This is a genomic window from Mycobacterium sp. MMS18-G62, assembly GCF_053877835.1.
Window position 1 is genome coordinate 426,361 of sequence record NZ_CM132662.1, and the last position, 24,919, is coordinate 451,279.

Consider the following 24,919-nt stretch of genomic DNA (forward strand, 5'->3'; position numbering starts at 1 on the left):
TCGGACTATAGAGACTGCCTCCCGCGCTACGGTGCCGTTATGGCTGGATATCGCGACCTGTTCAACGCGAGCATCGCCGACCCCGTGGCGTTCTGGGCTGACGCCGCGCGGGCGGTGACCTGGACCCGCGAGCCGCAGCGCATCCTCGACGACTCCAACCCGCCCTTCTATCGGTGGTTCCCCGACGGGGAGCTGAACACCTGCGCCAACGCACTTGACCGCCACGTCGAGGGCGGTCGCGCCGACCAACCGGCATTGATCTACGACTCGCCCGTGACCGGCACGCAACGCACCTACACATATCGCGAATTGCTCGACCAGACAGCGCGATTCGCAGGCGCTCTGCGCGCCCTCGGCGTCGACAAGGGCGACCGGGTGATCATCTACATGCCGATGATCCCCGAGGCCGCCATCGCGATGCTGGCTTGCGCGCGACTGGGCGCTGTGCATTCGGTGGTGTTCGGTGGGTTCGCCGCCCACGAGCTCGCGACCCGAATCGACGATGCCCAACCCGCCGTTATCGTGTCGGCCTCATGCGGGATCGAGCCGTCGCGGACCGTCGACTACAAGCCGATGCTCGACGCCGCCATCGAAGCCGCCTCGCACCCGCCGCGCTCCTGCGTGATCGTGCAGCGCGACCGAAGCCGCTGCGAACTCACGCCCGACCGTGACCTTGACTGGGACGAGTTGATGGCCAACGCAGGGCCTGTCGATCCGGTACCTGTCGCGGCAACCGACCCGTTGTACGTCCTCTACACCTCAGGCACCACGGGAAAACCCAAAGGCATCGTCCGCGACAACGGCGGACACGCGGTCGCGCTGCTGTGGAGCATGCGCAACATCTACGACATCGCCCCCGGGGACGTGTTCTGGGCCGCGTCCGACGTCGGCTGGGTGGTCGGGCACTCCTATATCGTCTACGGCCCGCTGCTGCTCGGCGCCACGACGGTGCTCTACGAAGGCAAGCCGATCGGCACACCGGATGCGGGTGCGTTCTGGCGCGTCGCATCCGATCATGGGGTCAAGGCGTTGTTCACGGCGCCGACCGCGATACGCGCGATCAAAAGGGCGGACCCCGAGGCCATGCACCTCGGCAAGTACGACCTCTCGGCGATGAAGTATCTATTCCAGGCCGGCGAACGCCTGGATCCCGCCACCTACGGCTGGGCCTCCGACGTGCTCGGCATCCCCGTCGTCGATCACTGGTGGCAGACCGAAACCGGGTGGGCGATCGCCGCCAACCCCATGGGGCTGGAACCGATGCCGATCAAGCCAGGCTCGCCAACCGTGCCGATGCCCGGGTATGACGTTCGGATCCTGCACATCGACGGCTCCGAGTGCGGGCCCGGCGAAGAAGGTGCGATCTGTATCGGCTTGCCGCTGCCGCCTGGCACACTGCCGACGCTGTGGGGCGACGACGATCGCTATGAGGCCTCGTATCTGTGCGAGCATCCGGGTTACTACCTGACGGGCGACGGCGGATACTTCGACGAGGACGGATATCTGTTCGTGATGGGCCGCATCGACGACGTCATCAACGTTGCGGGACACCGGCTTTCGACGGGCTCGATCGAGGAGGTGCTAGCGTCTCACCCCGCCGTCGCGGAGTGCGCCGTCATTGGCGTCCACGACCAGATCAAGGGGCAGGTGCCGCGGGGCTTCGTCGTACTCAAGTCCGGCGCACAAGCGGAGGGCCTGGCCAAGGAGCTGATTGCGTTGGTGCGTCAGGAGATCGGCGCCGTCGCGTGCTTCAAGTTGGTGGATGTGGTGACGGCATTGCCCAAGACGCGATCAGGCAAGATTTTGCGTAAGACCATGCGCGGCATCGCACATGGCAAGAACGAGCCGGTCCCGTCGACGATCGAAGATCCAGCGGTGCTCGACGCGCTCAAACCTATTCTCCGCGACTGAGGCGCGCTTTCGCCACGGCCATTGACGTCAGTCGATTGTTCTTCCCAAGTCGGGTACGTGCCGCTGTCCGACCGCATTGGCGCGCGCCGATGTACGGGACGCCGACAGGTACGCGCGTGCGGCTCCATAGGTTGTAACCTGCTGGGCGCGTTGAAGGATCGCTTCGCGTTGGTCGGCCGGTGCGGCTCGGAGTTGATTCAGCAGTGCTGCACGAAGCTCTGAGTCGAGGCTGTGGTCGGGACTGTCGGCCAGCGATGTGCCGGCGGGAGGGGCGATGTCGTCAGGCGCCGGTGTCGACTTCAACGCCTCGACCAAGGTGACGGGGGCATCTGTCCGCGGCGTGTCCAAAGTGATGAGGTGGTTGAGGCCACTGCCCAACTTGTCGCGTTCGAGCAGAGGCGGAAGTCCGAAGACGCGCTCGACGGTTGCCAGTATTGCGCAGTGATCGAAATGACGGTGCTCGACAAGATTCCTGGGTGCCAACGGGGAGATGACGATTGTGGGCACGCGGGGCCCAAGCCGGTCGAAAGTGAATCCGTGGTCGCTACCTACGGAACCCGTGGGGCGGCCCGGCGGTGGGGCGACATGGTCGTAGAAGCCGCCGTGTTCGTCGTAGGTGACGATTGTCATGCTCTCACCCCAGAGCGGAGAGCGCCTGATGGCTTCGTAGGTTTCTTTGATGAAACGTTCACCCGCCGCGACACTGCCACGCGGATGCTGCGAATTCCCGCCTACCGAACTCTCTTCGATCAACGCGGTGTCGTAGTCCGGCTCGATAAATGTGTAGACAGGTTCGTAGTTGCCGGAGTTGATGTCGTCGGCGAAGCGTTCGTAGCTGTGTATGTCGGTGAGTTCGATGTCGTTTAGTTCTGCCGCATTCGGCGTGCCGTCATCTGTGTAGATGCGGAAAGGTAGTTTCGCCGCGCGAAGCCGGCTGAAGATCGTTCCTCCGGGGAAGGTGAAGCCGTGATGAATATGTGCCTGTCCGTCGGTAGGCCATGCGAGGATGAAGTCGGCGTCGATGCCGAAAATCGTTGAACCTTGCTTCGCTCCTGAAGGTGAATCGTCGTAATCTCTGCTCGTCGCGGCGTGTACGAACATTCGATTCGGCTCCGTAGGTCCAGGCATCGAACTGAACCAGTGGTCGCAGACAACGAACTCCCTAGCCAACTGCGTGAGCACCGGCAAGCTGTCGGGATTGAAGCACCTCATCACGTCGCCGGGATTCGTGGCCCCGTTTGCATGATAGGAGGCGACGAAGCCCGAGTTGTTGACATACGGGTACGGCCCATTTGGCGTGAGTTTCGCGCCCTGTCCGCACAATTGGGTCAGCACATCCGAGAACATGTGACCGGGCCCCGGCTCGTTGATGATCCTGTCCGGCGCGTCAGGTGACACGACAAACGTCGTCGAGTCAAACACATTCGATTGAATGTGCCCGTTCTGGTTGAGACCCTCTATCTGGGTGGGTTGACCGGTGGCGGCGTCTGTGCCGGTGATGCGAGAAAAACCTAGGAGATGGTCGAACGACCGATTCTCCATCATCAGTACGAATATGTGCTTCACCTTGCTCGAGCGGTGATCCCGGATGATCTGTGACTCATCTGTGCGGTGGTCGCGTACATCGGCGCCCGACATGTTGCCCCAGCCGCCTTGGGGCACAGGGAAGCCGGCATTGCCGCCCTGACCGCGATGATCCCGGATCGACACATTGACCTCCAGCTGATGGGAATTCATGGCCGCACCAGTCACCGCTAGTTGGGCTGAAGACTCGGCTAACAATACGACTTGGTCGGCAACACAACTCTTGCTCGTTTCACTCACTGAAACGCTTCTCATCTGCGTGCATTGCCGACGCGGGGCGCTCTCCGACATCGGCTCCGCACCTGGGGCGCGGACCGTGCGCGCAGAGTCAACGAAAAGCTGTACTCAGCAGTTGCTTGAACACGTCGTCGAAACGACGGTAGGTGTTGCGCAACTCGTGGCCCGGCCAATCTGTCGGCGTGAATTCCTTTGGCAGCAACGGGTCGAGTTGCAGATGCCGGACCACGGCGACGGACAGCGCGAACCGATAGGCGAAGTCGTCGGCGCCAGACGCTTCGGCCTCGAGCTCGTCGTGCATGGCATGCGTGAGCCTGCGGGCGTCGGCGGCCCAATCGCCAAGACTGAAAAGGGACCTCACGATGTCGACGGGAATGTCGGTGGCGGCACCGTGGAAATGCGTGCACTGCCGATCCAGCACCGCTCGCGACGCCGGAAGCCGTTGCGGGTCAAGGTTATCTGGACGTAACCACACACCTTCTCGCAGTTCGGCGAGATGCAACGCCGTTGCGGCTTTGCGCAGCGCGAGCCGGTCAGCCGCCGATCGGCGGTCCAGCGAGACGACCGCCAATTCCCACGTGCCATCCCAGGGCGCAGCCGCGACGTCCCTGATCCTCGACGCCTCGTCGACACGTTCCCGCCGTTCCAGCAAGGGACCGGCAAGCGCATAAGTTCCGTCGTCTGCAGTGAGTTCCCCGTTGGACGCCATTCGCCACAGGCATGTCCGGGCTGCGCCGTCGCTGATGCCGAACAGCGAGGCCATCGCCACGAGTTCACCCACTGTCAGGTGAGGCTGGTCGGCGCCCAGTAAGGCCGTCGCAAGGACCGACCGCGCGCTCAGCGGGCGGTCGCCGATCAAGTCGGTCACGCGGGCACGGCGTTCGCGTATCTCACGATACTGTTGACGCGTGACGGTCATAGTGTGATACTCGCACAGTATGAGCACACCGACAAGGGCGTCGGTCGCCGACGATGTGGAGATCGTTCGCCGCATCTTCGCGCACATCGACGCCGGCACGACCGATGAAGGCGCCCCCTGGCGCGAACCGGTCGAGAACTATTTGAACCCAATCCGATTCACCAAGGAACTCGAGGTCCTGCGCTCGTTTCCGAGCGTCTACCTACCATCCGCGGCGATCCCCAAGGCCGGCGACCACGCCGAGCGCGTGACCTTCGGCGTGCCCTTGTTCGCGGTGCGCGACCGCGACGGCCGGGCGCGGGTATTCCGCAACTCATGCCGGCACCGCGGGATGGCACTCGTCGAGGGGCCGGGCTGCACACATGCGTTGGTGTGCCGCTATCACGGCTGGACGTACCGCCTCGACGGCACCCTTTCACACGTTCCCCACGCCGAGGCCTTCCCCGACCTGGATATGTCCACCCGCGGACTGGTCGAAGTCGACAGCCGTGAAGTCGACGGCCTCATCGTCATCGGCCCGCTGTCGCCCTCCATCGATCCTCAACGCGCCGACGCCGCGATGGCGGCCTTGACCGACGGCAGCCCGTGGCGCGACAAGCTGCTGCCCGCCGATCGGCTCTTCACCGTGAGACCCGCGCTACGCGCGATGAACTGGAAGGTTCTCGTCGAGCAGTTCCTCGAGGGCTACCACATCCGCACGACGCACAAAGACACCTTCTACCCGATCCAGTACGACGACCTCAACGTCGTCGAGCCGTTCGGTCCGAACACCCGAATAACCTTCCCCTACCAGAACATTGAACGTTTGCGTGACCGTCCCGAGTCGACCTGGACCGTCGGGCACCGGGTGACCTACGTGTATCACCTGTTCCCGAATGTCATGGTCGCGACGTTCCCCAATCAAGTGCTCGTGATAACCATCGATCCGATCGACGTCGGCCACACCACCGTCACGATCTATGCGATGGTCACGCCCAACGTTTCCGAGCGCGTGTCGGCCAACCCCGAAGACGCCGCCGGAGCGCGCAACCTGCTCAACGAGGGCGGCGTGGAAGACAACGAAATGTCGGAAGGCGTACAGCGCGGCCTGTACGCCGGTGCCAACGAGTTCGTGGAGTTCGGCACACACGAAAGCGCGATCGGGCGCTTCCACGCCACCCTCGACGAGCGACTGGCGCACACCCGATGACCTACGAGCACCTGACCTACGAGCAGCGCGGCCCCGTCACGATCATCACGATCAACCGGCCCGAACGCATGAATGCCATTGGGCCGCAGACGCATCGGGAGCTCGTCGACGCGTGGAGCCGCTTTCGGGCCGACGACGACGCACTGGTCGGCATCCTCACCGGAGCAGGTGAGGATGCGTTCTGCGCGGGCGGTGACCTCAAGGCGGCGTTCGCGGGCGAGCTCGAGGTCGACGCCAGCCCGGACGACGGCGTCCTCGGTCCGTCGCGGTGGACCGACATCTACAAACCCACCATCGCGGCGGTCAACGGCGTCGCATACGCCGGCGGGTTGGAGTGGGCAAGCTGGACCGACCTGGCGATCGCCGACGAGCACGCATCGTTCGGCGTCACCTGCCGGCGCTGGAACATCGGGCTGGCCGACGGCGGCACCCAACGGCTCACCCGCATCCTCGGCTACCGCCGCGCGATCGAGTTGATCATCACCGGACGAGTCATCGACGCTCATGAAGCCCACCGCATCGGCCTCGTCAACGAAGTGGTACCCAAAGGCACGTGCCTGCAGCGGGCGCTCGACCTCGCGCAATCCATCGCCCAGCTCCCCCAGCCGGCGATGCGCACCGACATCGAAGCCGCCCGCACCGGTCAAGGCCGGCCACTCGACGAGGGTCTGAGCATCGAGGCGCAGTGCTTCAACCGGTCGATCAGCGCGCCGGAAACCTTCGAAGGCCTACGCCAGTTCAATGAACGCGACCACCCTGACCGTCGCACCGACATCACGCCGCTCACACCTGGCCTGAGTCGCTCGCTTTAGCGTCCCCGAAATTCATGTTGGACAACTAGATTCCTTCCCTAGCTGCCCCGAGTCGCCGACGGCCGGTAGCTCGGTTACCGTGTTCGCGATGGCAATTCCCAGCATCTCCCCAGATGATGCCGTGGCGCGCGTGTCCGATTCGCTACAGGCCGCGTACTTCCGCGGCGCACTCGCCGACTACCGCTTGGTGGTAGCCGCCAAGCTGTCGCGACAGACTGCCAAGCTGAACGCGATGTCGGGTAGGGCGGACTCGATGGCGATCAGCCGGATGCGTCGCCAGATCCGGGAAAACGAAGCCGAACACCGAAACCTCGACCGCATGATCGAGGCCATCGACCGCCGCTTCTCGGCGCTCTGAGCTACCCGGCCATAGCCCCGAGGCGGTCAAGCTCGCTCCTGGCGTTGCGCTCGACCAGCAGGGGGACGAAGTCACGCAGCGGTTTCCCGTCGTATCGGGAGTGCGCCTCACGGACCACCGCCGATACCGTTGCCTCGGAAATCGAGGGGTAACGACTGGTGAGGCGCGCGACTAGCTGCTCGATGACCGTCTGTTCGCTCAACTCGATCACCCCAACAGTTTCTCTGCCGTTCACCAAACCGTCAACGTTTTGGAGATCACGTGGGCGCCAAGCCTTTTCCGAGTCATGCACATCTGCTCACGGCCACCAGACACCAATTATGTCCAAAATGATCGGACCCATAGTCATGTGGGCATATGTTGATATGCGTCCACTCGAGAGGCCAGAGCAACAAGAGCAATAGAGGAGTTGATCTGCGATGCGAGTATCAGAAGTCAAGGCGGGTTCGGGCTGCACCTGTCATTGCAACGCCTGCGACAACGGCCACCACTGCGGAAACCCGCCCAACTGCAACGTTAAGAAGTAGCCGCCAGGCGGCGCGGCCGCCTACCAACAGCAAATAGCACGCGGAGTGTTCGCTCCGCGCATTTTGTCGTGTTTGCCCACCCTTCACCTGGGTACTTGATCGTCCCTACTCGGAGAAGGGGTGAGGATGGCAACCAAAACCGGGTTAGCCGCGCGGCGGTGGGGGTATTTCTCTTGCGTCAATAAGCCAGGGGAGGTGGGGTGATGGCGACAGCGCCCAAGTACATGGCGGTGCAGGGTGCCGCGATGATCGTCGGCGCCGGCTTCATCCTCGTCGGCATCCTGGGTTTCGTCCCGGGCGTGACGACCGACTTCGGCCACCTGAGCTGGGCCGGCCACCATTCCGGCGCCATGCTGTTCGGGGTGTTCGCAGTCTCCGGCCTGCACAACGTGCTGCACCTGGCACTCGGCGTACTGGGACTCGTGATGGCCCGAACGTACGCGGCCGCGCGGGCATACTTCCTCGGCGGTGGACTGCTCTACCTCGGGCTGTGGGTGTACGGCCTTGTCATCGACCACGGCAGTAACGCCAACTTCATGCCCGTCAACGCCGCCGACAACTGGTTGCACTTCGGCCTTGGCGCGGGCATGGTGCTTCTGGGCGTCACGCTCGCCGGGCAGCACGACCCGACGAAACGGCGCGTGAAGGTTCGCGCCTCGTCGTCTTAGCGGGAGACCAAAGCATCCAATTCACTCGCGTCGACGCCACGAAGCCGCCGGTGCATAGACTTGGCGATTCTAGCGGCCTGAATCTTTGCGCGGTCGGCCGCAGGACCGCGGTACAGCTCATCGACGGTGTCATTCCACAGTGTGAGCCATCGGGTGAAGTGGTTGGCGCACAACGGATACCGTTCATCGAGCAGCCGATGAACCACCAGAGCGTTGCCATGGTAGAGCCCGGAGCGAAACAACACGGTTTCCCAGAAGTCGCACATCACCGGCAGATGCGACTCAAGGCCTTTCGCCCGCAACTCGCTGAACGGTTCGGCGAGAGCCTCATCGTCGAACACCCGGCTGTAGAAGCGCACCAGCAGCAACCGCACATCGGCCCGATCGGCGAGATCCCTCATCGTTTCCTCTTTTTTATACAAACGCTATTGTATAAACTCTAACCCATGACGGACGTGACGGCCACAGGGACGGGCAGTCGTCGCGAGGACGTGCTGGCCGTGTTGAGGGGTGCGGCCAGCGCGATGTCGATAGTCGCTGTCGCGAAACAGCTTGACGTTCATCCGAACACGGTGCGATTCCACCTGGATGCATTGGTGGCCGACGGCCGCGTGGAACGCGTCGAACCAGACCATCGGCGCCCCGGGCGTCCGGCTCTGCTGTTCCGCGCCGTTCCGAAGATGGACCCCGGCGGTCCTCGGCGTTATCGATTGCTCGCGGAGATCCTCACCCACAGCATGGCAAGCGACCGCGAGGCCAGCGCCAACGCACTGAAGGCCGGCCGTGCGTGGGGAAGACAGATGACGTTGCCGACGCGCAAGGCGCTGGGATCGCGGCAATCGATCGACAGGCTGATCGGCCTGCTCGCCGAACTCGGCTTTGCGCCGCAGCGGCGGGGGGCCGACGGCGAGGTGCAAATCGGCTTGCGGCACTGCCCCTTCCTCGAACTGGCTGAGGACAGGTCCTCGGTCGTCTGCCCGATCCATCTGGGGCTCATGCAGGGAGCGTTGGAATCCTGGGGCGCACCGCTCACAGTCGACCGGCTGGAGGCGTTCGTCGAGCCGGATCTGTGCCTGGCCCATCTGACGGGGGCAGACCCGTGAGCGCCGGTCCGGCGATACCGGAACGAGACGTGCTCCAAGACGCGGTGATGCTCGCCTCGCGCGCGCCGTCGTTGCACAACAGCCAGCCCTGGCGATGGGTTGCCGACGGCGCAGCGATTCATTTGTTCGCCGATCGCAAGCGCCTTTTGCATGTCGCCGATCCCTCCGGTAGGGAACTTCACTTGAGCTGTGGAGCGGTACTAGATCACCTTCGGGTGGCAATGTCCGCAGCTGGCTGGGACTCTCACACCGAACGCTTTCCCGACGCCGAGGATCTCGACCACCTTGCGACCCTGGAGTTTTCACGCATTTCGGAGTCAAGCGACGGGCATCGCCAACGAGCGGACGCAATCCTTCGTCGCCGCACTGACCGATTGCCCTTCGCCGTACCACGGAACTGGGCTGCGCTGGAGTCAAGGATTCGCGACGCGATCGGCGCGGATGACGTCTCGGTGGATGTCGTGAGCGATGAAGACCGTCCCCAGCTCGCAGACGCATCCCGGCTCACCGAGGCGTTGCGACGGCAAGATCCCACCTACCAGTCTGAACTACGTTGGTGGACTTCACCTTTCGAGATTGACCAGGGAGTGCCGCCGAGCTCGCGGCCGGCGGCGTCGGAAGCCGGCCGCGTTGATGTCGCACGATCCTTCCCGACCGCCGGATACGGCGGACGTCGACCACAGGTCGCAGAGGACCACGCGAAGATAGTCGTGCTGTCCACAAGCGAAGATGACCGCGATGAAGTGTTGCGCTGCGGAGAGGCGCTGTCGGCGGTATTGCTCGAGTGCACGGTCGCCGGGCTCGCGACGTGCACCCTTACGCACATGACGGAAGTCGCGCCGAGCCGCGACCTCATCCGCCGGCTAACCGGCCAGCACGGCAAGCCTCAACTATTGATCCGCGTCGGCAGGACGCCGGCAACTGACGAGCACATTCCGGCGACACCACGCCGTCCGGTGGACCAGATCCTCGAATTTCGCAGCTAGCGGGTGGTTGAAGCCACGAGCAAGAGCGACGACAATGACACCCATCGGCCAGCGGCCCGCGCATGTGACAGATCTGCTTCGGTTCGCGACTGACGGAACGACCAAGGCGAAATCTCTCGTAGGTCTGGAGGCCCGATGACCGCCGAAGCGCCCCCGTTACAAGGACTTGAACCCCGCCGGCCGTTCCCGGCCCGGATGGGTCCGAAGGGCCACCTGATCTACAAGTTGGTGACGACGACCGATCACAAACTGATCGGCATCATGTACATGGTCGCCTGCTTCATCTTCTTCTTCATCGGCGGCCTGATGGCGCTGTTCATCCGCGCGGAGCTCGCGGTACCGGGCCTGCAGTTCCTGAGCAACGAGCAGTACAACCAGCTGTTCACCATGCACGGCACGGCGATGCTGCTGTTCTACGCGACCCCGGTCGTGTTCGGCTTCGCCAACATCGTGTTGCCGCTGCAGATCGGCGCGCCCGACGTCGCCTTCCCGCGCCTCAACGCGTTGTCGTTCTGGCTCTTCGTCTTCGGTGCGATGATCGCCCTGTCGGGCTTCCTCACCCCCGGCGGCGCCGCTGATTTCGGCTGGACCGCCTACGCGCCGTTGTCGGATGCGCTTCACAGCCCCGGCGTCGGCGGGGACTTGTGGATTCTTGGGCTGGGCGTCGGCGGCCTGGGCACGATTCTCGGTGGGGTCAACATGATCACCACGGTGGTGTGCATGCGCGCACCCGGCATGACCATGTTCCGGATGCCGATCCTCACCTGGAACATCATGGTCACCAGCATCCTGGTGCTGATGATCTTCCCGCTGCTCACCGCCGCGCTGTTCGGGCTCGAGGCGGACCGCCGCCTCGGCGCGCACATCTACGATCCGGCCAACGGGGGACCGATTCTCTGGCAGCACCTGTTCTGGTTCTTCGGCCACCCCGAGGTTTACGTCATCGCGCTGCCGTTCTTCGGCATCATCACCGAGGTCATCCCAGTTTTCGCCCGCAAGCCGCTGTTCGGCTACACCACGCTGGTTTATGCCACCTTGAGCATCGCGGCGCTGTCCATGGCGGTGTGGGCGCACCACATGTTCGCCACCGGCGCGGTGCTGTTGCCGTTCTTTTCCTTCATGACCTATTTGATTGCGGTGCCGACGGGGATCAAGTTCTTCAACTGGATCGGCACGATGTGGAAGGGTCAGTTGACCTTCGAGTCACCGATGTTGTTCGCGGTCGGGTTCCTGGTCACGTTCCTGGCCGGCGGGCTCACCGGCGTCATGCTGGCCAGCCCGCCGCTGGACTTCCATTTCACCGACTCGTATTTCGTTGTGGCGCACTTCCATTACGTGCTGTTCGGCACGATCGTGTTCGCCACCTACGCCGGCGTGTATTTCTGGTTCCCGAAGATGACGGGCCGTCTGCTCGACGAGCGGCTGGGCAAGCTGCACTTCTGGCTGACGTTCATCGGCTTCCACACCACGTTCCTGGTCCAGCACTGGCTCGGCGACGAAGGTATGCCGCGCCGCTACGCCGACTACCTGCCTACCGACGGATTCCAAGGGCTCAACGTGCTGTCCACCATCGGTGCGTTCATTCTCGGCATCTCGGTGCTGCCGTTCACCTGGAATGTGTTCAAGAGCTGGCGGTACGGCGAACCCGTCACCGTGGATGACCCATGGGGGTATGGCAATTCGCTGGAGTGGGCCACCAGCTGCCCGCCGCCGCGGCACAACTTCACCGAACTGCCACGCATCCGCTCGGAGCGCCCCGCATTCGAACTGCACTACCCGTGGATGATCGACCGCATGCGCGCCGAAGCCCACGTCGGCCGCCACCCCACCGAGACGGCGACACCCGCGGACAGCACTAGCGGCTGAGCGCAGCCTCAGGCGATGGACAGCGCGATGCCGTCGAGGATGTCGTGCTCGCTGACCACAAGCTCGTCGATCCCGGCCCGCTGGCCAAGCGCGTACGCCAGTTCCTCGACGACGATGGCGCCGCCGCCGATGACGTCGACACGGCCCTCGTGCATGGGGCCGAGCGCAGCGCGCTGTTGACGCGTCATCCCGATCAACTCGTCGCACACCCGCAGCAGGTCGCCGAAACCGACGCGCGACAAGTGAATGGCCTCCGAGTCGTAGATCGTCATCTGTTGTGCCAGAGCCGAAATCGTGGTCATCGTGCCGGCCACCCCGACCCAGGTGCGCGCGCGCTCGACGGGCACCGCCCGCAGCGCCTCCCCCAGCGCTTCGCGGACCACCTCCCGCGCTGCGGCGATTTCGACGGCCGTCGGCGGGTCGGAATGCAGACATCGCTCGGTCAACCGCACACAGCCGATGTCAGCGGAGAAGCTGGCCTGCACATCGCGCTCGCCGAGCACCACTTCGGTTGAGCCGCCGCCGAGGTCGACCACCACGAAAGGCGCTGAGGAGGGGTCTAATTCGTCGACCGCGCCGTGGAACGACAGCGCCGCCTCCTCGGTGCCGGTGATCACCTCGGCCACCGCGCCCGGCACGACCCTGCCGAGCACGTCGGCCGTCATCGCGAAGAACTCGTCGCGATTGCCCGCGTCCCTGGCGGCCGACGTCGCGACCATCCGTACCTTGGACACCTCATAGCTGCGCATCAACTCGGCGTAATCGCTCAGCGCCGCCTTCGTCCGTGCCAGCGCATCAGGCGCGAATTGCCCTGTGGCGTCGACTCCTTGGCCCAATCGGACGATGCGCATCTCGCGATGCACGTCGCGCAGCCTGCCGTCGGCCACGTCGGCGATCAACAACCGGATCGAGTTCGTGCCACAGTCAACGGCGCCGACGCGATTCACGTCCACCTCTTCCCGTCCAAGATGCCGGCCATCGCCGGCTCGCCGGCCAATATCGCCAGCGCCTCGTCGCCGAACGGATTCACCCCGGGCCCCTTGGCCAACGAATGCGCGATCAACACATGCAGGCACTTGACCCGGTCGGGCATACCACCACCGGAAAACGTTGTGCCAAGCGACTCTATCGCGTCGCGCTCGGCCAGATACGACTCGTGCGCCCGTCGGTACGCGGCCGCCAGCTCCGGATCCTGGCTTAGCCGTTCACTCATCTCGCGCATCAAACCTTCGGACTCCAGCCTGCTGGCCGCGGCGGTCAGCACCGGATGCGTCAGGTAGTACAGCGTCGGAAACGGTGTTCCATCAGGCAGTCTCGGCGCTGTCTTGACGACGCCGGGTTCGCCGTTCGGGCATCGGTAGGCGATCTCGAGCACGCCGCGGGGCTCGCGACCCAATTGTCGCGCCACGGCGTCCAGATCGGCCGCGTCAACCACCGGGAGGGGGCGCGGTGGGCGGCGCAGCGGGCGGCGCGTCGGGCGTGACGATCGGTGAAACGCCATGCGGTGCATCGGCGATCGTGTGCCACAGCGACGTGTACCACGGCTCGTCGGGGTTCTTCGCCGGCGCGTCGGCGCCTGGCGTCCCGGGTGCGGCGGCCCCCGGCGGCAGCTGGACTTGATACGGAATGTCGCCGGGCATCACGAATCCCAGCCGCTCCCGTGCCTGCGCCGCGATGAACACCGGATCGCCGAGTTTGACCTTCTGCTGTTCCAAATCGGCGATCTGCGTACGCAGTTGCGCCTCGGTGGCCTCCAGCTGCTTCATCTCCGTACGCTGCGCGAAATACGTTCGCACCGGTCCCGCGATGGTCAGGGTCAGCACGCAGATGACGGCGGCAAGGATCGCGGCCCGCCGCGCGGCCGAGCCGAAGCGCTGTTCCGATTGCTGCTCGGCGGACACCACGATCGATTCGCGGATGACCTCCTGCGGTGGAGCCTCCTGAGCAGACCGCGATTCGGCCGCGCGCGGTTTCCGGCGCGTCGGTGCCGCTCCTCGCGGCCGGGGCGCCGGGGACCGTCGCTTCGGATCGGGCCGTTTCGCTTCGGGCACAGGCTATTTGGCCTCCACCGAAAAGCGCGGGAACGCCAGGTCGCCCGCATAGCGGGCGGCGTCACCGAGCGTCTCCTCGATGCGCAGCAGCTGGTTGTACTTGGCGACACGCTCGCTGCGGGCCGGTGCGCCGGTCTTGATCTGCCCGCTGCCCACCGCGACCGCGAGGTCGGCGATTGTGGTGTCCTCGGTCTCGCCGCTGCGGTGGCTCATCATCGTGCGATAGCCGCTGGAGTGTGCAAGGGCCACCGCGTCGAGCGTCTCGGTCAGCGTGCCGATTTGGTTGACCTTCACCAAAAGAGCGTTGGCGGCGCCCTTGTCGATGCCCTCCTCGAGACGTTCGGGGTTGGTCACGAACAAGTCGTCGCCCACCAGCTGGACGCGATCGCCGATGGCCGTCGTCAGCGCCACCCAGCCGTCCCAGTCGTCCTCCGAGAGCGGGTCTTCGATCGACACCAGCGGGTACGAGTCGATCAACCCGGCGTAGAACTCCGACATCTGCTCGGCGGTGCGGGTCTCCTTCTCGAAGCTGTAACCGGTTCCCGCGGTGAAGAATTCGGTGGCGGCCACGTCGAGGGCCAGCGCAACGTCGGAGCCCGGCTTCAAGCCGGTGGCCTCGATGGCGCTCAGGATCAGATCCAATGCGGCCTTGGTGCCTGCGACGTCGGGCGCGAAACCGCCTTCGTCGCCGAGCCCGGTGGCCAGCCCCTGCTTCTTGAGCACCGCCTTCAGCGAGTGATATACCTCGGCGCCCCAGCGCAGCGACTCCTTGAAGTTCGGCGCACCGATCGGCGCGACCATGAACTCCTGCACGTCGACGCCGGTGTCGGCGTGCGCGCCGCCGTTGAGGATGTTCAACATCGGCACCGGCAAGATGTGGGCGTTCGGTCCCCCGAGGTAGCGGAACAACGGCAACGCCGCCGACTCCGCGGCGCCCTTGGCCACCGCGAGCGAAACACCGAGGATCGCGTTGGCGCCCAGCCGTGACTTGTCCGGGGTGCCGTCGAGGTCGACCAACGCCTGATCGACCAGCCGCTGATCGTCGGCGCTGAGCCCGATGACAGCCGGCGCGATCTCGTCGAGCACGGCCTGTACCGCCTTCTCGACACCCTTGCCGCCGTAGCGGGCGCCCCCGTCGCGCAGCTCTACGGCCTCGTGCTCGCCGGTGGATGCGCCCGACGGCACTGCGGCGCGGGCGAACGTGCCGTCCAGCAGGGCCACCTCGACCTCGACCGTCGGGTTACCACGCGAGTCGAGGATCTCTCGGGCTCCGACCTGCTCGATGATGGGCACTGGCGCCTCCTTGGTCTGGACTGAACGGGCTGTGACGGTCTCGGTTGAGCCTAGAGCGTGGGATGGCGACGGGCGTGGCTAGAGGGGGTGTCCGTCGGCGTAGGCCGTCGCCCAGTCCCGCACAGTGCGGGCGTACTGGTCGGACAGGTTGTAGGCGCGCAGTGCGTTCATCCAGCCGCGCGGCGTGGCCAGGTCTTTTCCGCGCCAGCACAGATAACCCGCCGCCGACAGCGCCGCATCGTCGAAATTGTCCGGGCTGATGATGCCGTCGTTGTTGGCGTCGACGCCGTAGAGCCGCCAGGTCTCGGGGATGAACTGCATCGGCCCCATCGCGCGGGCGTACTGCGGGTCGCCGTCGACGTGGCCGCCGTCGTTGTCGACGATCTCCAGGTTGCCGTTCGTCCCGTCCAGGCGAACTCCACGAATGGGCGGCGTGACATCGCCGGTCGGGCCGATGCGGGCCCCACGGTAGGTGCCGTGGTGGCTTTCCACCTGGCCGATACCGGCCAGGGTCGTCCAGGCGAGATGGCAGTCGGGGTTCTCCACCTCGGCGACGCGGGCGGCGTAGGCGTAGGCCTCGAGCGCCTCGACCGGCATGCCGAGTGCGGGTGCGCGTTCTGCCGCCCATTCGTGCAACTGATCGGCGGGTCTGCCCTTGGCGTGGGTGTCGATCTTCGGTACCGGATCACCCGCAGATGGCGGCACGCCGTCGGGGATGGGAGTGCCCAGCTGCCACGAACAACTCGAAGCCATCAGCAGCGCTGTCGCTGCTATTACCGCGACAGCCCGCAGCCAACGCACTGGCGACACCGGACTCCCTCAAACCCACTCTGGTCACTGCCATCGTCCCACGGGTTTCGAGATGCTCGGCACCGCCCGGTGGGCGTGTACCGTGCCGAGCCAAGCACTGCTAAGGTGAGCCACACCTTGCTTTGGCAAGCCAAAGTTAAGCATGCGGATCTGGCGTAGCGAGGACACGTTTATGACAGCCGGTACGGACTTCGGGGTCAGCATTCTGGCCGCTGCACCCAACCTGACGTCGCAGCTGTTCGGAAGCGGTTTGATCGGTCTGCGGGAGGGACTCGAGGCGGCCATCGTCGTCACGATCCTGGTGGCGTTTCTGGTCAAGGCGCAGCGCCGCGACGCACTCAAGTGGGTGTGGCTCGGGGTCGCAGCAGCAATCGTGATGACCGTCGCGGTGTTCGTCACGATTCAATTTTCGGCCTACACGATCAGCGGACTCGGTGCCGAAGCCATCGCCGGCATCGCGTCTCTGGTCGCCGTCGCGATCGTCACGACGATGGTGCTCTGGATGAGGAGAGCGTCCGCGGGGCTGTCGGGCGAGTTGCGCACCGGCATGGCGCGTGCGCTCGAGACGGGCTCGCTGGCCGTGCTGGCGCTGGCATTCCTTGCCGTCGGCCGTGAGGGTGTGGAGACCGCGCTGTTCATGGTCGGCTACGCCGAGGCCGAAACCGCTTGGCCGCTGGCCGGTTTGGTGATCGGCGTACTTCTGGCGGCGGCGATTGCCTACGGCATGTACATCGGCGCGGTGCGCATCAACTTGAGCAAGTTCTTCTCCTACACGGGGATCTTCCTGATCGTCGTCGCGGCCGGGATCCTGTCGTACGGCGTCGGCGCGCTGCAGACCGTCGGCTGGCTGCCGGGCCTGGGCAGCAAGGCGTTCGACCTCAGTGCGTGGTTCAACTGGTCGTCCTGGTACGGCGAAATCATCCAGGGCGTCTTCAACGTCACCCCCACCCCAACCGTGCTGCAGCTGACGGTATGGCTCGCGTATCTCGTCATCGTGCTGGCGATCTTCGTGCGCCCGCCCAAAATGCCTGCCAAACCCGAGACTTCGCCCGAACCCACCCCAACACCCGAAAGGTCCACTACGTGAAGTTCCAGACCTCGCTCGCCGCGCTGACGGCCGCGCTGGCCGCGCTTGCACTGACGAGCTGCCAGGCCAAAGAAGACAAGTCCGCGGGCGAAAGCAAGGGCGGCCCGTCGGAAATCACCGTCACTGCATCGGATAGCGCATGCGAGCTGTCGGGCGCCGAAAGCTCGACGGGGCCAAGCACTTTCGTGATCACCAACAACGGCACCAAGGTGACGGAGTTCTACGTCTACGGCGAGGGCGAGCGGGTGATGGGCGAGGTGGAGAACATCTCCCCCGGACTGCAGCGCAAGCTGATCGTGCAGCTGTCCGAGCCGGGCACCTATCAGACCGCCTGCAAGCCGGGCATGGTCGGCGACGGCATCCGCTCGGATTTCAAGGTCACCGGCGAAGCCGTGAAGGTCGACGACGAGGGCAAGTTCAAAGAGGCGTCCGACAGTTACAAGCGCTACGTGAACAGCCAGACCGACGCGCTTATCGCGGCGACCCAGCTGTTCGTCGATGCCGTCAAGAAGGGCGACGTCGCCGGCGCCAAGGCGCAGTATCCGATCGCCCGCACCTATTACGAGCGCATTGAGCCGGTGGCCGAGTCGTTCCCCAATGACCTCGATCCCCGAATCGACCTGCGCGAGGCTGACTTGGAACCCGGGCAGAAGTGGACCGGTTTCCACCGGTTGGAAAAGGACCTGTGGGTCACGGGGCCGCAGCCCGACAGCAATGCGATGGCCGACCAGTTGATGGCCGATGTCAAGGAACTCAACGACGGCGTGAAGGCCGCCGACTACAAGATCGACTCGACGCAGATCGCAGGCGGCGCACAGGGTCTGCTCGACGAGGTCTCGTCCAGCAAGATCAGCGGCGAAGAGGACATCTTCAGCCACACCGACCTGTGGGACTTCAAGGCCAACGTCGAGGGCTCGCAGACGGCCGTCGCCTCGGTGCGGCCGATTCTCGATGAGCGCAACGTCGAACTCGGCAAGAAGGTGGACCAGCGGTTCGCCGAGGTCGAGGCGCTGCTCGAAAAGTACCGTCAGGGCGACGGTTTCGTGTCCTACGACAAGGTGACCGAGCCGCAGCGTCAGGAGCTGTCGCGAGCTATCGACGCCCTGTCCAAGGAGGTCAGTCAGGTGCAGGGTGTCATCGCTCCCCAATGATCCTGTGACGGAACCGGATCCGCCGCGCGGAGGCCTCTCCCGACGCAAGCTGTTCGGCGCGGCGGGAATGACCGCCGCGGTTGTCGGCGCGGCGGGCGCCGGTGCATTGGCGGGCCGGGCGTCGGCGGCCAGCACCGATTTCAGCGGGCTGCACCAACCGATTCCGTTCCGTGGTGAGCGCCAGGCAGGCATCATCACCCCGCAGCAGGACCGCATGCACTTGTGCGCGTTCGACGTCACGACGGACAAACGCGACGACGTCATCGCACTGTTGAAGCAGTGGACACAGATGGCCGAGCGGATGACGCAGGGTCACGATGCGGTGCCCGACGGTGCCGTCGGCGGCAATCCCCATGCGCCGCCAGAAGATACGGGTGAAGCGCTCGGGCTGCCCGCATCGCAGCTGACCTTGACGATCGGTTTCGGGCCGTCGTTCTTCACCAAGGACGGCAAGGACCGGTTTGGCATCGCTTCCCAGCGTCCGGCTGGGCTTGCCGATCTTCCGAAGTTCCCGAACGAGACGATGGACCCGGCGAAGTGCGGCGGCGACATCGTCGTGCAGGCGTGTGCGAACGACCCGCAGGTCGCCGTGCACGCCATCCGCAACCTGGCGCGCGTCGGGTTCGGCACTGTCGCGGTGAAGTATTCGCAGTTGGGCTTCGGGCGGACGTCGTCGACCACGCGCGAGCAGGTGACGCCGCGAAACCTGATGGGGTTCAAGGACGGAACCAACAACCTCAAGGCCGAGGACGTAGGCGACCTGGACCGCAACGTGTGGGTGGCTCGCGGTGACGGGCCGGACTGGCTGGCCGGCGGCACGTACCTGGTGACACGACGCATCCGGATGCGCATCGAAGCCTGGGACCGCACAACGCTTCTCGAGCAGGAACGGGTGATCGGCCGGCAGAAGGGCAGCGGAGCGCCGAACGGCTACAGCGACGAGTTCGAGGAGCTCGATTTCGACAGCAAGGACGCCAAGGGCAATCCGTTGATCGATGTCGACGCGCACGTACGACTGGTCAAGCCGGAGCACGTCGGCGGGGTGAAGATGCTGCGCCGCGGCTACAACTTCACCGACGGGTCCGACGGCTTCGGGCACCTCGATGCCGGGTTGTTCTTCATCGCGTTCGTGCGCAACCCGAGCACGAATTTCATTCCGGTGCAGGCGCAGATGTCGAGCAGGGATGCGCTGAACGAATACATCACCCACACCGGTACGGGGGTGTTCGCCTGCCCGCCGGGGCTGCGCGAGGGCGACTCGTCGGCCTATTGGGGTTCGACGCTGTTCGGGTGAGAGGTCCGGCCCCATACGCGCTCAGTGCCCGCCTCGCGGCGACAATGTCGTCATCGGCGACTTTGTCGCCGCTAGCCGGGCGCGAACAGGTATGTACCCAAGCGGCGGCGCTGCCCTGCCCCCACATCGGCTTTCTGCCCGCCTCCGAGCGACTTTGTCGCTGATAGCCCGGCAATGAAAGATGTACCCGTCCGGCCCCATACACGCTCAGTGCCCGCCTCGCGGCGACAATGTCGTCATCGGCGACTTTGTCGCCGCTAGCCGGGCAGACAGTGGGTGTGCCTTGTCACCGCCTACGCGGTGAACTTCTCCTCGGAAGCGTCGCTGTCCTCGGAAGCCTCGGCCGGCGCTTCATCGGAGGGCGACGGCTCGGGAACGTCGACCGGTGACGGCTCAGGCACCTCAACCGGCCCCGGCTCGGGTACCTCCGCCGGCGAGGGCTCCGGGATGCGATCCGGCGCAGGCTCGGTGTCTTCGGCCGACGGCCAATAGGCCCGCCACTCCTCCTCGGTGACCTGGCCGAGCTGCGCGACGTCCAGCTCCTCCGGGACATCCTCGCCACGACGGCCCGCCGCGATCGCGTGCTCGACGCGACGCACCGTGTCCATGAACTCCAAAACCGATGACCGCAAAAAGTTTTCGGCGTCGACATTCGCACCGACGGTGACCGAGGTGAGCTGCTCCGGGACTAGCTCGGCGGGCAGCCCCGCAGCCGACACCCGCTCGAGAACCTTCTGCGCCAACGCCAATGCCGGCTGCGCGGTCGGCACATCGTCCATCGACGAGTTACGCGACTTTTCCAAGGCCTTGCGTTCTTCCCACTGAGCGAGCTGCTCGTCCAACGAGATCGGCTCGCCCGCAAGGACGGCCGGCACTCTGTTCCCGAGCTTTCGCAGTAGCGAGTCGGCGACGTCGTCGATCGTGAACGGGTGTTGCGGTGCGTCCTCTGCGATGCGGGCGTGAAATAGCACCTGCAGCAGGACGTCTCCGAGCTCCTCGCGCAACTCGTCGGCGTTGCCGCTGTGCACGGCGTCGAAAACCTCGTAGGTCTCCTCCAGCAGGTATCGCCGCAGAGTTTCGTGCGTCTGCTCGCTCTCCCACGGTCCCGACGTGCGCAGCTTGTCCATCATTGCGACCGCGTCGACCAAACGCTCACCCGGCGAAGGATCCGGCGCGGAAATCAGGCGATCGCCCGCTTCCAGGCGAGCCTTGACGGCCGGATGGTCAGGGTCGGACGACAGCAGCACCGGCGCGTCGTCACCGTCGTACGCCGGCCGTGCCGCGGGCAGTGACCACGGCACCTTGACGGGCATCTCCTCGGTGTACTGAACGTCACCGGTCAGCAGATCGATCGCCTCGACCGGAACCAGCGAAGGGCGGCGCGGATCGACCAAGACGACGGTCATGTCGCTTGTCGCTTGTCACTCACGGCCGGCCCTCCTCCGAACTTCGTTATATCAACACCTTCCTGCGGTTTTCCATCGAGGGCCAGTACCAGTCCGGCCACCATCGCGACGAGTTCAAGATCACGAATCCGTGGTGCCCCAACGCCAGAACCCGCTCGCGGGATCGGCACTTGCACCGTCGCCGTCGTCGCACGGTAGTGCGCGCCCGGGTACATCCGCTTGAGCCGCAGTTGCTGAGAGTCCGCCAGCTCCAGCGGCGACAGTCGCACCGTCGACTCGGAGATCGCACTGATCTCGGTGATCCCGTACGCGCGGCACAGCAGCCTCAGCCGCGCCACCGCAACCAGTCGCTCCGCGGCCGACGGCAGCGGCCCGTACCGGTCGATCAGTTCTTCGATGACGGCGTCCACGGCGGCGTCGTCGGCCGCGGCCGCCAACCGGCGGTACGCCTCCAGCCGCAGCCGGTCGCTGCCGATGTAGTCCGGTGGCAGATGCGCGTCGACCGGCAAATCGATCCGCACATCCTTCGGCTCTTCGGGCGCCAGAACGGTTTTCCCGTCGGCCGCCGCACGGTACGCCTCGACCGCCTCGCCGACCAGCCTGACGTACAGATCGAAGCCGACACCCGCCACGTGCCCAGACTGCTCGACACCGAGCACATTTCCCGCGCCGCGGATCTCGAGATCCTTCATCGCGACGGCCATGCCCGCGCCGAGTTCGTTGTTCTGCGCGATCGTCGCAAGCCGGTCGTACGCCGTCTCCGTCAGAGGAACCTCCGGCGGATACAGGAAGTAGGCATAGCCACGCTCGCGGCTGCGGCCGACGCGGCCACGCAGCTGATGTAGCTGCGAGAGACCGAACGTGTCGGCACGCTCGACGATCAGCGTGTTGGCATTCGAAATATCCAGGCCGGTCTCGACGATCGTCGTGCACACCAGAACGTCGAACTCCCGGTTCCAGAACCCCTCGACCGTGCGCTCCAAGAGATCTTCGGGCATCTGCCCGTGCGCGACGGCTACGCGTGCCTCCGGCACCAGCTGGCGCACCTTGGCCGCGGCCTGGTCGATGGAGCGCACCCGGTTGTGGATGTAGAAGACCTGACCGTCACGCAGCATCTCCCGTCGCAACGCCGCGGCGACCTGCTTGTCGTCGTGCGGCCCGACGTACGTCAGCACGGGGTAGCGCTCCTCGGGCGGGGTGAGGATCGTCGACATCTCACGGATGCCTGCCAGGCTCATCTCCAGCGTGCGCGGAATTGGGGTGGCGCTCATGGTCAGCACGTCGACGTGCGTGCGCATCGACTTGATGTGTTCCTTGTGCTCGACGCCGAACCGCTGCTCCTCGTCGACCACGACCAGGCCGAGGTCCTTCCAGGTCACGCCGGTCTGCAGCAGTCGGTGCGTGCCGATCACGATGTCGACCGACCCGTCCTTCATGCCCTCGAGCACCGCTTTGGATTCGGCCGGAGACGTGAACCGCGACAGCCCCTTGACGGTGATCGGGAAGCCCGCCATCCGCTCGCCGAACGTCTGCAGGTGCTGGTCCGCGAGCAGCGTCGTCGGCACCAGCACCGCGACCTGCTTGCCGTCCTGGACCGCCTTGAACGCCGCCCGCACCGCGATCTCGGTCTTGCCGTAGCCGACGTCGCCGCAGATCACCCGGTCCATCGGGATCGGCTTTTCCATGTCGGACTTGACCTCGGTGATCGCGGTCATCTGGTCGACGGTCTCGGTGAAGCCGAACGCGTCCTCCATCTCCGCCTGCCACGGAGTGTCGGGGCCGAACGCGTGACCCGCCGACGCCTGCCGCTTGGCGTACAGCGACACCAGCTCGGCGGCGATCTCACGGACCGCGCGGCGCGCCTTGGTCTTGGTGTTGGCCCAATCGCTGCCGCCCAAGCGGCTCAACGTCGGCGCTTCGCCGCCGACATACCGCGACAGCTGGTCCAGGGAGTCCATCGGCACGTAGAGCCGGTCCGAGCCGCCGCCTCGTTTACTCGATGCGTATTCGAGCACCAGGTATTCGCGGCGGGCGCCGCCGACGACACGTTCGGTCATCTCGACGAAGCGGCCGATGCCGTGCTGATCGTGCACCACCAGATCGCCGGCGGTGAGCGCAAGTGGGTCGACGACGTTGCGGCGTTTGGCGGCCAGCCGTTTGCCGTCAGTGGCGGTGGCACGGTTGCCGGTCAGGTCGGTTTCGGTGATCACGACGAGGTTGGCGCCCGCGATCACCACGCCGTCGTGCAGCGGGCCCTTCAGCACACCGACGACGCCCTCCTTCGGAGGCACGCCCGGCTCCAAAAAGGTTGCGGGAGTGTCTGATTCACCCAGTTGCTCGATGACGCGATGAGCGGTGCCGGTGCCAGGGGTGACCACTGCGGCATAGCCACCAGTCGCGACGTGGGCCCGCAGCATCGCGAAGATCTCGTCGATGTTGTGCTGCTGTCCGCGTGCCGATGGCGCGGGCCGGATGTTCAGCTCGACGGCCGACTCGTCGGACAGCTGACTCAACGTCCACCACGGATGCCCGCCCTCGCGGGCCGCGGCGCGCGCGTCGTCCAGATCGACGAATCCCGACGCGCCCAGCGCCTCGATGTCGATCGGCACGTCGCCGCCGACCGCGGCCGTCGACCACGAGGCTTCGAGGAATTCGCGCCCGGTCTTGATCAGGTCAGCAGCCCGGGTGCGAACCTTTTCCGGGTCGCAGATCAACAGCGGGGTTCCGTCGGGCAGGTGGTCCGACAGCGTCGACAAGTCGGTAGGACGCAGCAGCGGCAGCAGAGCCTCCATGCCATCGACCGGGATTCCCTCGGCCAGCTTGGCCAGCATGTCAGGCACGCTGCCCGGCACGCTGTTCTCAACCACGGGGTGCTCGGCGGCGAGCTTCGCGGCCCGGACGCGGACGTCGTCGGTGAGAAGCACCTCGCGGCACGGCACGGCAACGACATCGTCGACGGCGATCTCGGGGATCGAGCGCTGGTCGGCGACGGAGAACATCCGCATCTCGGAGATCTCGTCGCCCCAGAACTCGACGCGCACGGGATGCTCGGCCGTCGGCGGGAAGATGTCGAGGATGCCGCCGCGCACCGCGAACTCGCCGCGCTTGCCGACCATGTCGACGCGGGTGTAGGCCAGGTCGACGAGACGCGCGATGACGCCGTCGAATTCGGCCTCGGCGCCGAGTGTCAGCGTCACGGGGTCGATGTCGGCCACGTCGGGTGCCATCGGCTGCAGCAGCGACCGCGTCGTGGTGACCACGACGCGCAGCGGCGGCCCAAGCCGCGAGTCATCGGGGTGGGTCAGCCGGCGCAGCAGCATCAGCCGCGCGCCGACGGTGTCGACGCCTGGAGAGAGCCGCTCATGCGGCAGGGTCTCCCACGACGGGAACATCGCGACGGCGTCACCGAACACGCCGCGCAATTCGGCGGTCAGGTCGTCGGCTTCGCGGCCGGTCGCGGTGACGACGAGCAGCGGGCCGTTCTGGGCCAAGGCTGCCGCGGCGAAGACACGGGCGCTGGCCGGGCCGATGAGAGCGAGATCGGCGGGTCGGTCGGCGGCCCGGCGGGCGGCGTCTTGTAAGGAGGGATCGCGCAGCGCCAGGTCAACCAGCCCCGCGATCGGGGTCTGGACATGGGCGGTCCCCGATGCGGTCATGATGCGTCCAT

22 protein-coding genes are annotated in these 24,919 nt (G+C 65.5%); 11 read left to right on the forward strand and 11 right to left on the reverse strand.

Annotated elements, in window-relative coordinates; translation table 11 throughout:
- Positions 1–39 precede the first annotated feature (39 nt).
- Entirely contained in the window at positions 40–1,911 is a 1,872-nt protein-coding gene (locus tag ACWW36_RS02100; protein WP_456139963.1) for a propionyl-CoA synthetase, read from the forward strand.
- Between the two features lie 27 nt (positions 1,912–1,938).
- Here the strand turns inward: ACWW36_RS02100 and ACWW36_RS02105 are convergent, their stop codons facing one another.
- Both ACWW36_RS02105 and ACWW36_RS02110 read right to left on the reverse strand, forming a co-directional pair.
- Positions 1,939–3,648: an alkaline phosphatase family protein gene (locus tag ACWW36_RS02105; protein ID WP_456139964.1), complete on the reverse strand. Its 1,710-nt coding sequence runs from the start codon at positions 3,646–3,648 to the stop codon at positions 1,939–1,941.
- A 175-nt stretch (positions 3,649–3,823) separates the two neighbouring features.
- The gene (locus ACWW36_RS02110; protein ID WP_456139965.1) at positions 3,824–4,651 is read right to left on the reverse strand and encodes a PaaX family transcriptional regulator C-terminal domain-containing protein; all 828 of its coding nucleotides are present in this window, start codon (positions 4,649–4,651) and stop codon (positions 3,824–3,826) included.
- Between the two features lie 19 nt (positions 4,652–4,670).
- On the opposite strand from ACWW36_RS02110, the gene ACWW36_RS02115 reads away from it, so the two are divergent.
- From ACWW36_RS02115 to ACWW36_RS02125, 3 genes are all read left to right on the forward strand, one after another.
- A complete protein-coding gene (locus ACWW36_RS02115; RefSeq protein ID WP_456139966.1) occupies positions 4,671–5,840 on the forward strand; it encodes an aromatic ring-hydroxylating oxygenase subunit alpha in 1,170 nt (389 codons plus the stop codon).
- Positions 5,837–6,652, forward strand: a complete 816-nt coding sequence (locus ACWW36_RS02120) for an enoyl-CoA hydratase/isomerase family protein (protein WP_456139967.1) — start codon at positions 5,837–5,839, stop codon at positions 6,650–6,652. The genes ACWW36_RS02115 and ACWW36_RS02120 overlap by 4 nt, the downstream gene beginning before the upstream one ends.
- Before the next feature lie 88 nt (positions 6,653–6,740).
- Complete coding sequence (locus ACWW36_RS02125; RefSeq protein ID WP_456139968.1) at positions 6,741–7,010, forward strand: hypothetical protein; 270 nt, start codon at positions 6,741–6,743, stop codon at positions 7,008–7,010.
- Position 7,011: 1 nt separating this feature from the next.
- Here ACWW36_RS02125 and ACWW36_RS02130 read toward each other — a convergent pair whose 3' ends face one another.
- Complete coding sequence (locus ACWW36_RS02130) at positions 7,012–7,221, reverse strand: three-helix bundle dimerization domain-containing protein (protein WP_456139969.1); 210 nt, start codon at positions 7,219–7,221, stop codon at positions 7,012–7,014.
- Positions 7,222–7,740: 519 nt separating this feature from the next.
- On the opposite strand from ACWW36_RS02130, the gene ACWW36_RS02135 reads away from it, so the two are divergent.
- Entirely contained in the window at positions 7,741–8,205 is a 465-nt protein-coding gene (locus tag ACWW36_RS02135) for a DUF4383 domain-containing protein (protein ID WP_456139970.1), read from the forward strand.
- Here ACWW36_RS02135 and ACWW36_RS02140 read toward each other — a convergent pair.
- Entirely contained in the window at positions 8,202–8,606 is a 405-nt protein-coding gene (locus tag ACWW36_RS02140) for a group III truncated hemoglobin (protein WP_456139971.1), read from the reverse strand. The genes ACWW36_RS02135 and ACWW36_RS02140 overlap by 4 nt on opposite strands.
- A 45-nt stretch (positions 8,607–8,651) precedes the next feature.
- On the opposite strand from ACWW36_RS02140, the gene ACWW36_RS02145 reads away from it, so the two are divergent.
- The 3 genes from ACWW36_RS02145 to ctaD all read left to right on the forward strand — a co-directional run bounded on the left by ACWW36_RS02145 (position 8,652) and on the right by ctaD (position 12,160).
- Positions 8,652–9,308 (forward strand): helix-turn-helix transcriptional regulator, encoded by a 657-nt coding sequence (locus ACWW36_RS02145; RefSeq protein ID WP_456139972.1) that lies wholly within the window; start codon positions 8,652–8,654, stop codon positions 9,306–9,308.
- Positions 9,309–9,355: 47 nt separating this feature from the next.
- Positions 9,356–10,294 carry an Acg family FMN-binding oxidoreductase gene (locus ACWW36_RS02150; RefSeq protein WP_456142338.1) on the forward strand — a complete coding sequence of 313 codons (939 nt, stop codon included), beginning with the start codon at positions 9,356–9,358 and terminating at the stop codon, positions 10,292–10,294.
- Between the two features lie 135 nt (positions 10,295–10,429).
- Positions 10,430–12,160: an aa3-type cytochrome oxidase subunit I gene (ctaD, locus tag ACWW36_RS02155; RefSeq protein WP_456139973.1), complete on the forward strand. Its 1,731-nt coding sequence runs from the start codon at positions 10,430–10,432 to the stop codon at positions 12,158–12,160.
- A gap of 8 nt (positions 12,161–12,168) precedes the next feature.
- Here ctaD and ACWW36_RS02160 read toward each other — a convergent pair whose 3' ends face one another.
- From ACWW36_RS02160 to ACWW36_RS02180, 5 genes are all read right to left on the reverse strand, one after another.
- On the reverse strand, positions 12,169–13,107 hold the full coding sequence (locus ACWW36_RS02160; RefSeq protein ID WP_456139974.1) for a Ppx/GppA phosphatase family protein: 939 nt from the start codon (positions 13,105–13,107) through the stop codon (positions 12,169–12,171).
- Complete coding sequence (locus tag ACWW36_RS02165; RefSeq protein WP_456139975.1) at positions 13,104–13,595, reverse strand: DUF501 domain-containing protein; 492 nt, start codon at positions 13,593–13,595, stop codon at positions 13,104–13,106. Before ACWW36_RS02165 ends, ACWW36_RS02160 begins: the two co-directional genes overlap by 4 nt.
- Positions 13,588–14,211: an FtsB family cell division protein gene (locus ACWW36_RS02170; RefSeq protein ID WP_456139976.1), complete on the reverse strand. Its 624-nt coding sequence runs from the start codon at positions 14,209–14,211 to the stop codon at positions 13,588–13,590. The genes ACWW36_RS02165 and ACWW36_RS02170 overlap by 8 nt, the downstream gene beginning before the upstream one ends.
- 3 nt (positions 14,212–14,214) lie before the next feature.
- Complete coding sequence (gene eno / locus ACWW36_RS02175) at positions 14,215–15,504, reverse strand: phosphopyruvate hydratase (protein WP_456139977.1); 1,290 nt, start codon at positions 15,502–15,504, stop codon at positions 14,215–14,217.
- 78 nt (positions 15,505–15,582) lie between these two features.
- Positions 15,583–16,314 (reverse strand): lytic transglycosylase domain-containing protein, encoded by a 732-nt coding sequence (locus ACWW36_RS02180; RefSeq protein ID WP_456139978.1) that lies wholly within the window; start codon positions 16,312–16,314, stop codon positions 15,583–15,585.
- A 172-nt stretch (positions 16,315–16,486) separates the two neighbouring features.
- Here ACWW36_RS02180 and efeU point away from each other — a divergent pair, with 172 nt between their 5' ends.
- Genes efeU through efeB form a run of 3 tightly spaced genes read left to right on the forward strand, consistent with a single transcriptional unit; the run spans position 16,487 to position 19,846 of the window.
- Positions 16,487–17,401 (forward strand): iron uptake transporter permease EfeU, encoded by a 915-nt coding sequence (efeU, locus tag ACWW36_RS02185; RefSeq protein ID WP_456139979.1) that lies wholly within the window; start codon positions 16,487–16,489, stop codon positions 17,399–17,401.
- Positions 17,398–18,552 carry an iron uptake system protein EfeO gene (efeO, locus tag ACWW36_RS02190; protein ID WP_456139980.1) on the forward strand — a complete coding sequence of 385 codons (1,155 nt, stop codon included), beginning with the start codon at positions 17,398–17,400 and terminating at the stop codon, positions 18,550–18,552. The genes efeU and efeO overlap by 4 nt, the downstream gene beginning before the upstream one ends.
- Positions 18,533–19,846 (forward strand): iron uptake transporter deferrochelatase/peroxidase subunit, encoded by a 1,314-nt coding sequence (gene efeB / locus ACWW36_RS02195; protein ID WP_456139981.1) that lies wholly within the window; start codon positions 18,533–18,535, stop codon positions 19,844–19,846. Before efeO ends, efeB begins: the two co-directional genes overlap by 20 nt.
- A gap of 293 nt (positions 19,847–20,139) precedes the next feature.
- Here the strand turns inward: efeB and ACWW36_RS02200 are convergent, their stop codons facing one another.
- Positions 20,140–21,252: a nucleoside triphosphate pyrophosphohydrolase gene (locus ACWW36_RS02200; RefSeq protein ID WP_456139982.1), complete on the reverse strand. Its 1,113-nt coding sequence runs from the start codon at positions 21,250–21,252 to the stop codon at positions 20,140–20,142.
- A complete protein-coding gene (gene mfd / locus ACWW36_RS02205) occupies positions 21,249–24,908 on the reverse strand; it encodes a transcription-repair coupling factor (protein WP_456139983.1) in 3,660 nt (1,219 codons plus the stop codon). Before mfd ends, ACWW36_RS02200 begins: the two co-directional genes overlap by 4 nt.
- Positions 24,909–24,919 lie beyond the last annotated feature (11 nt).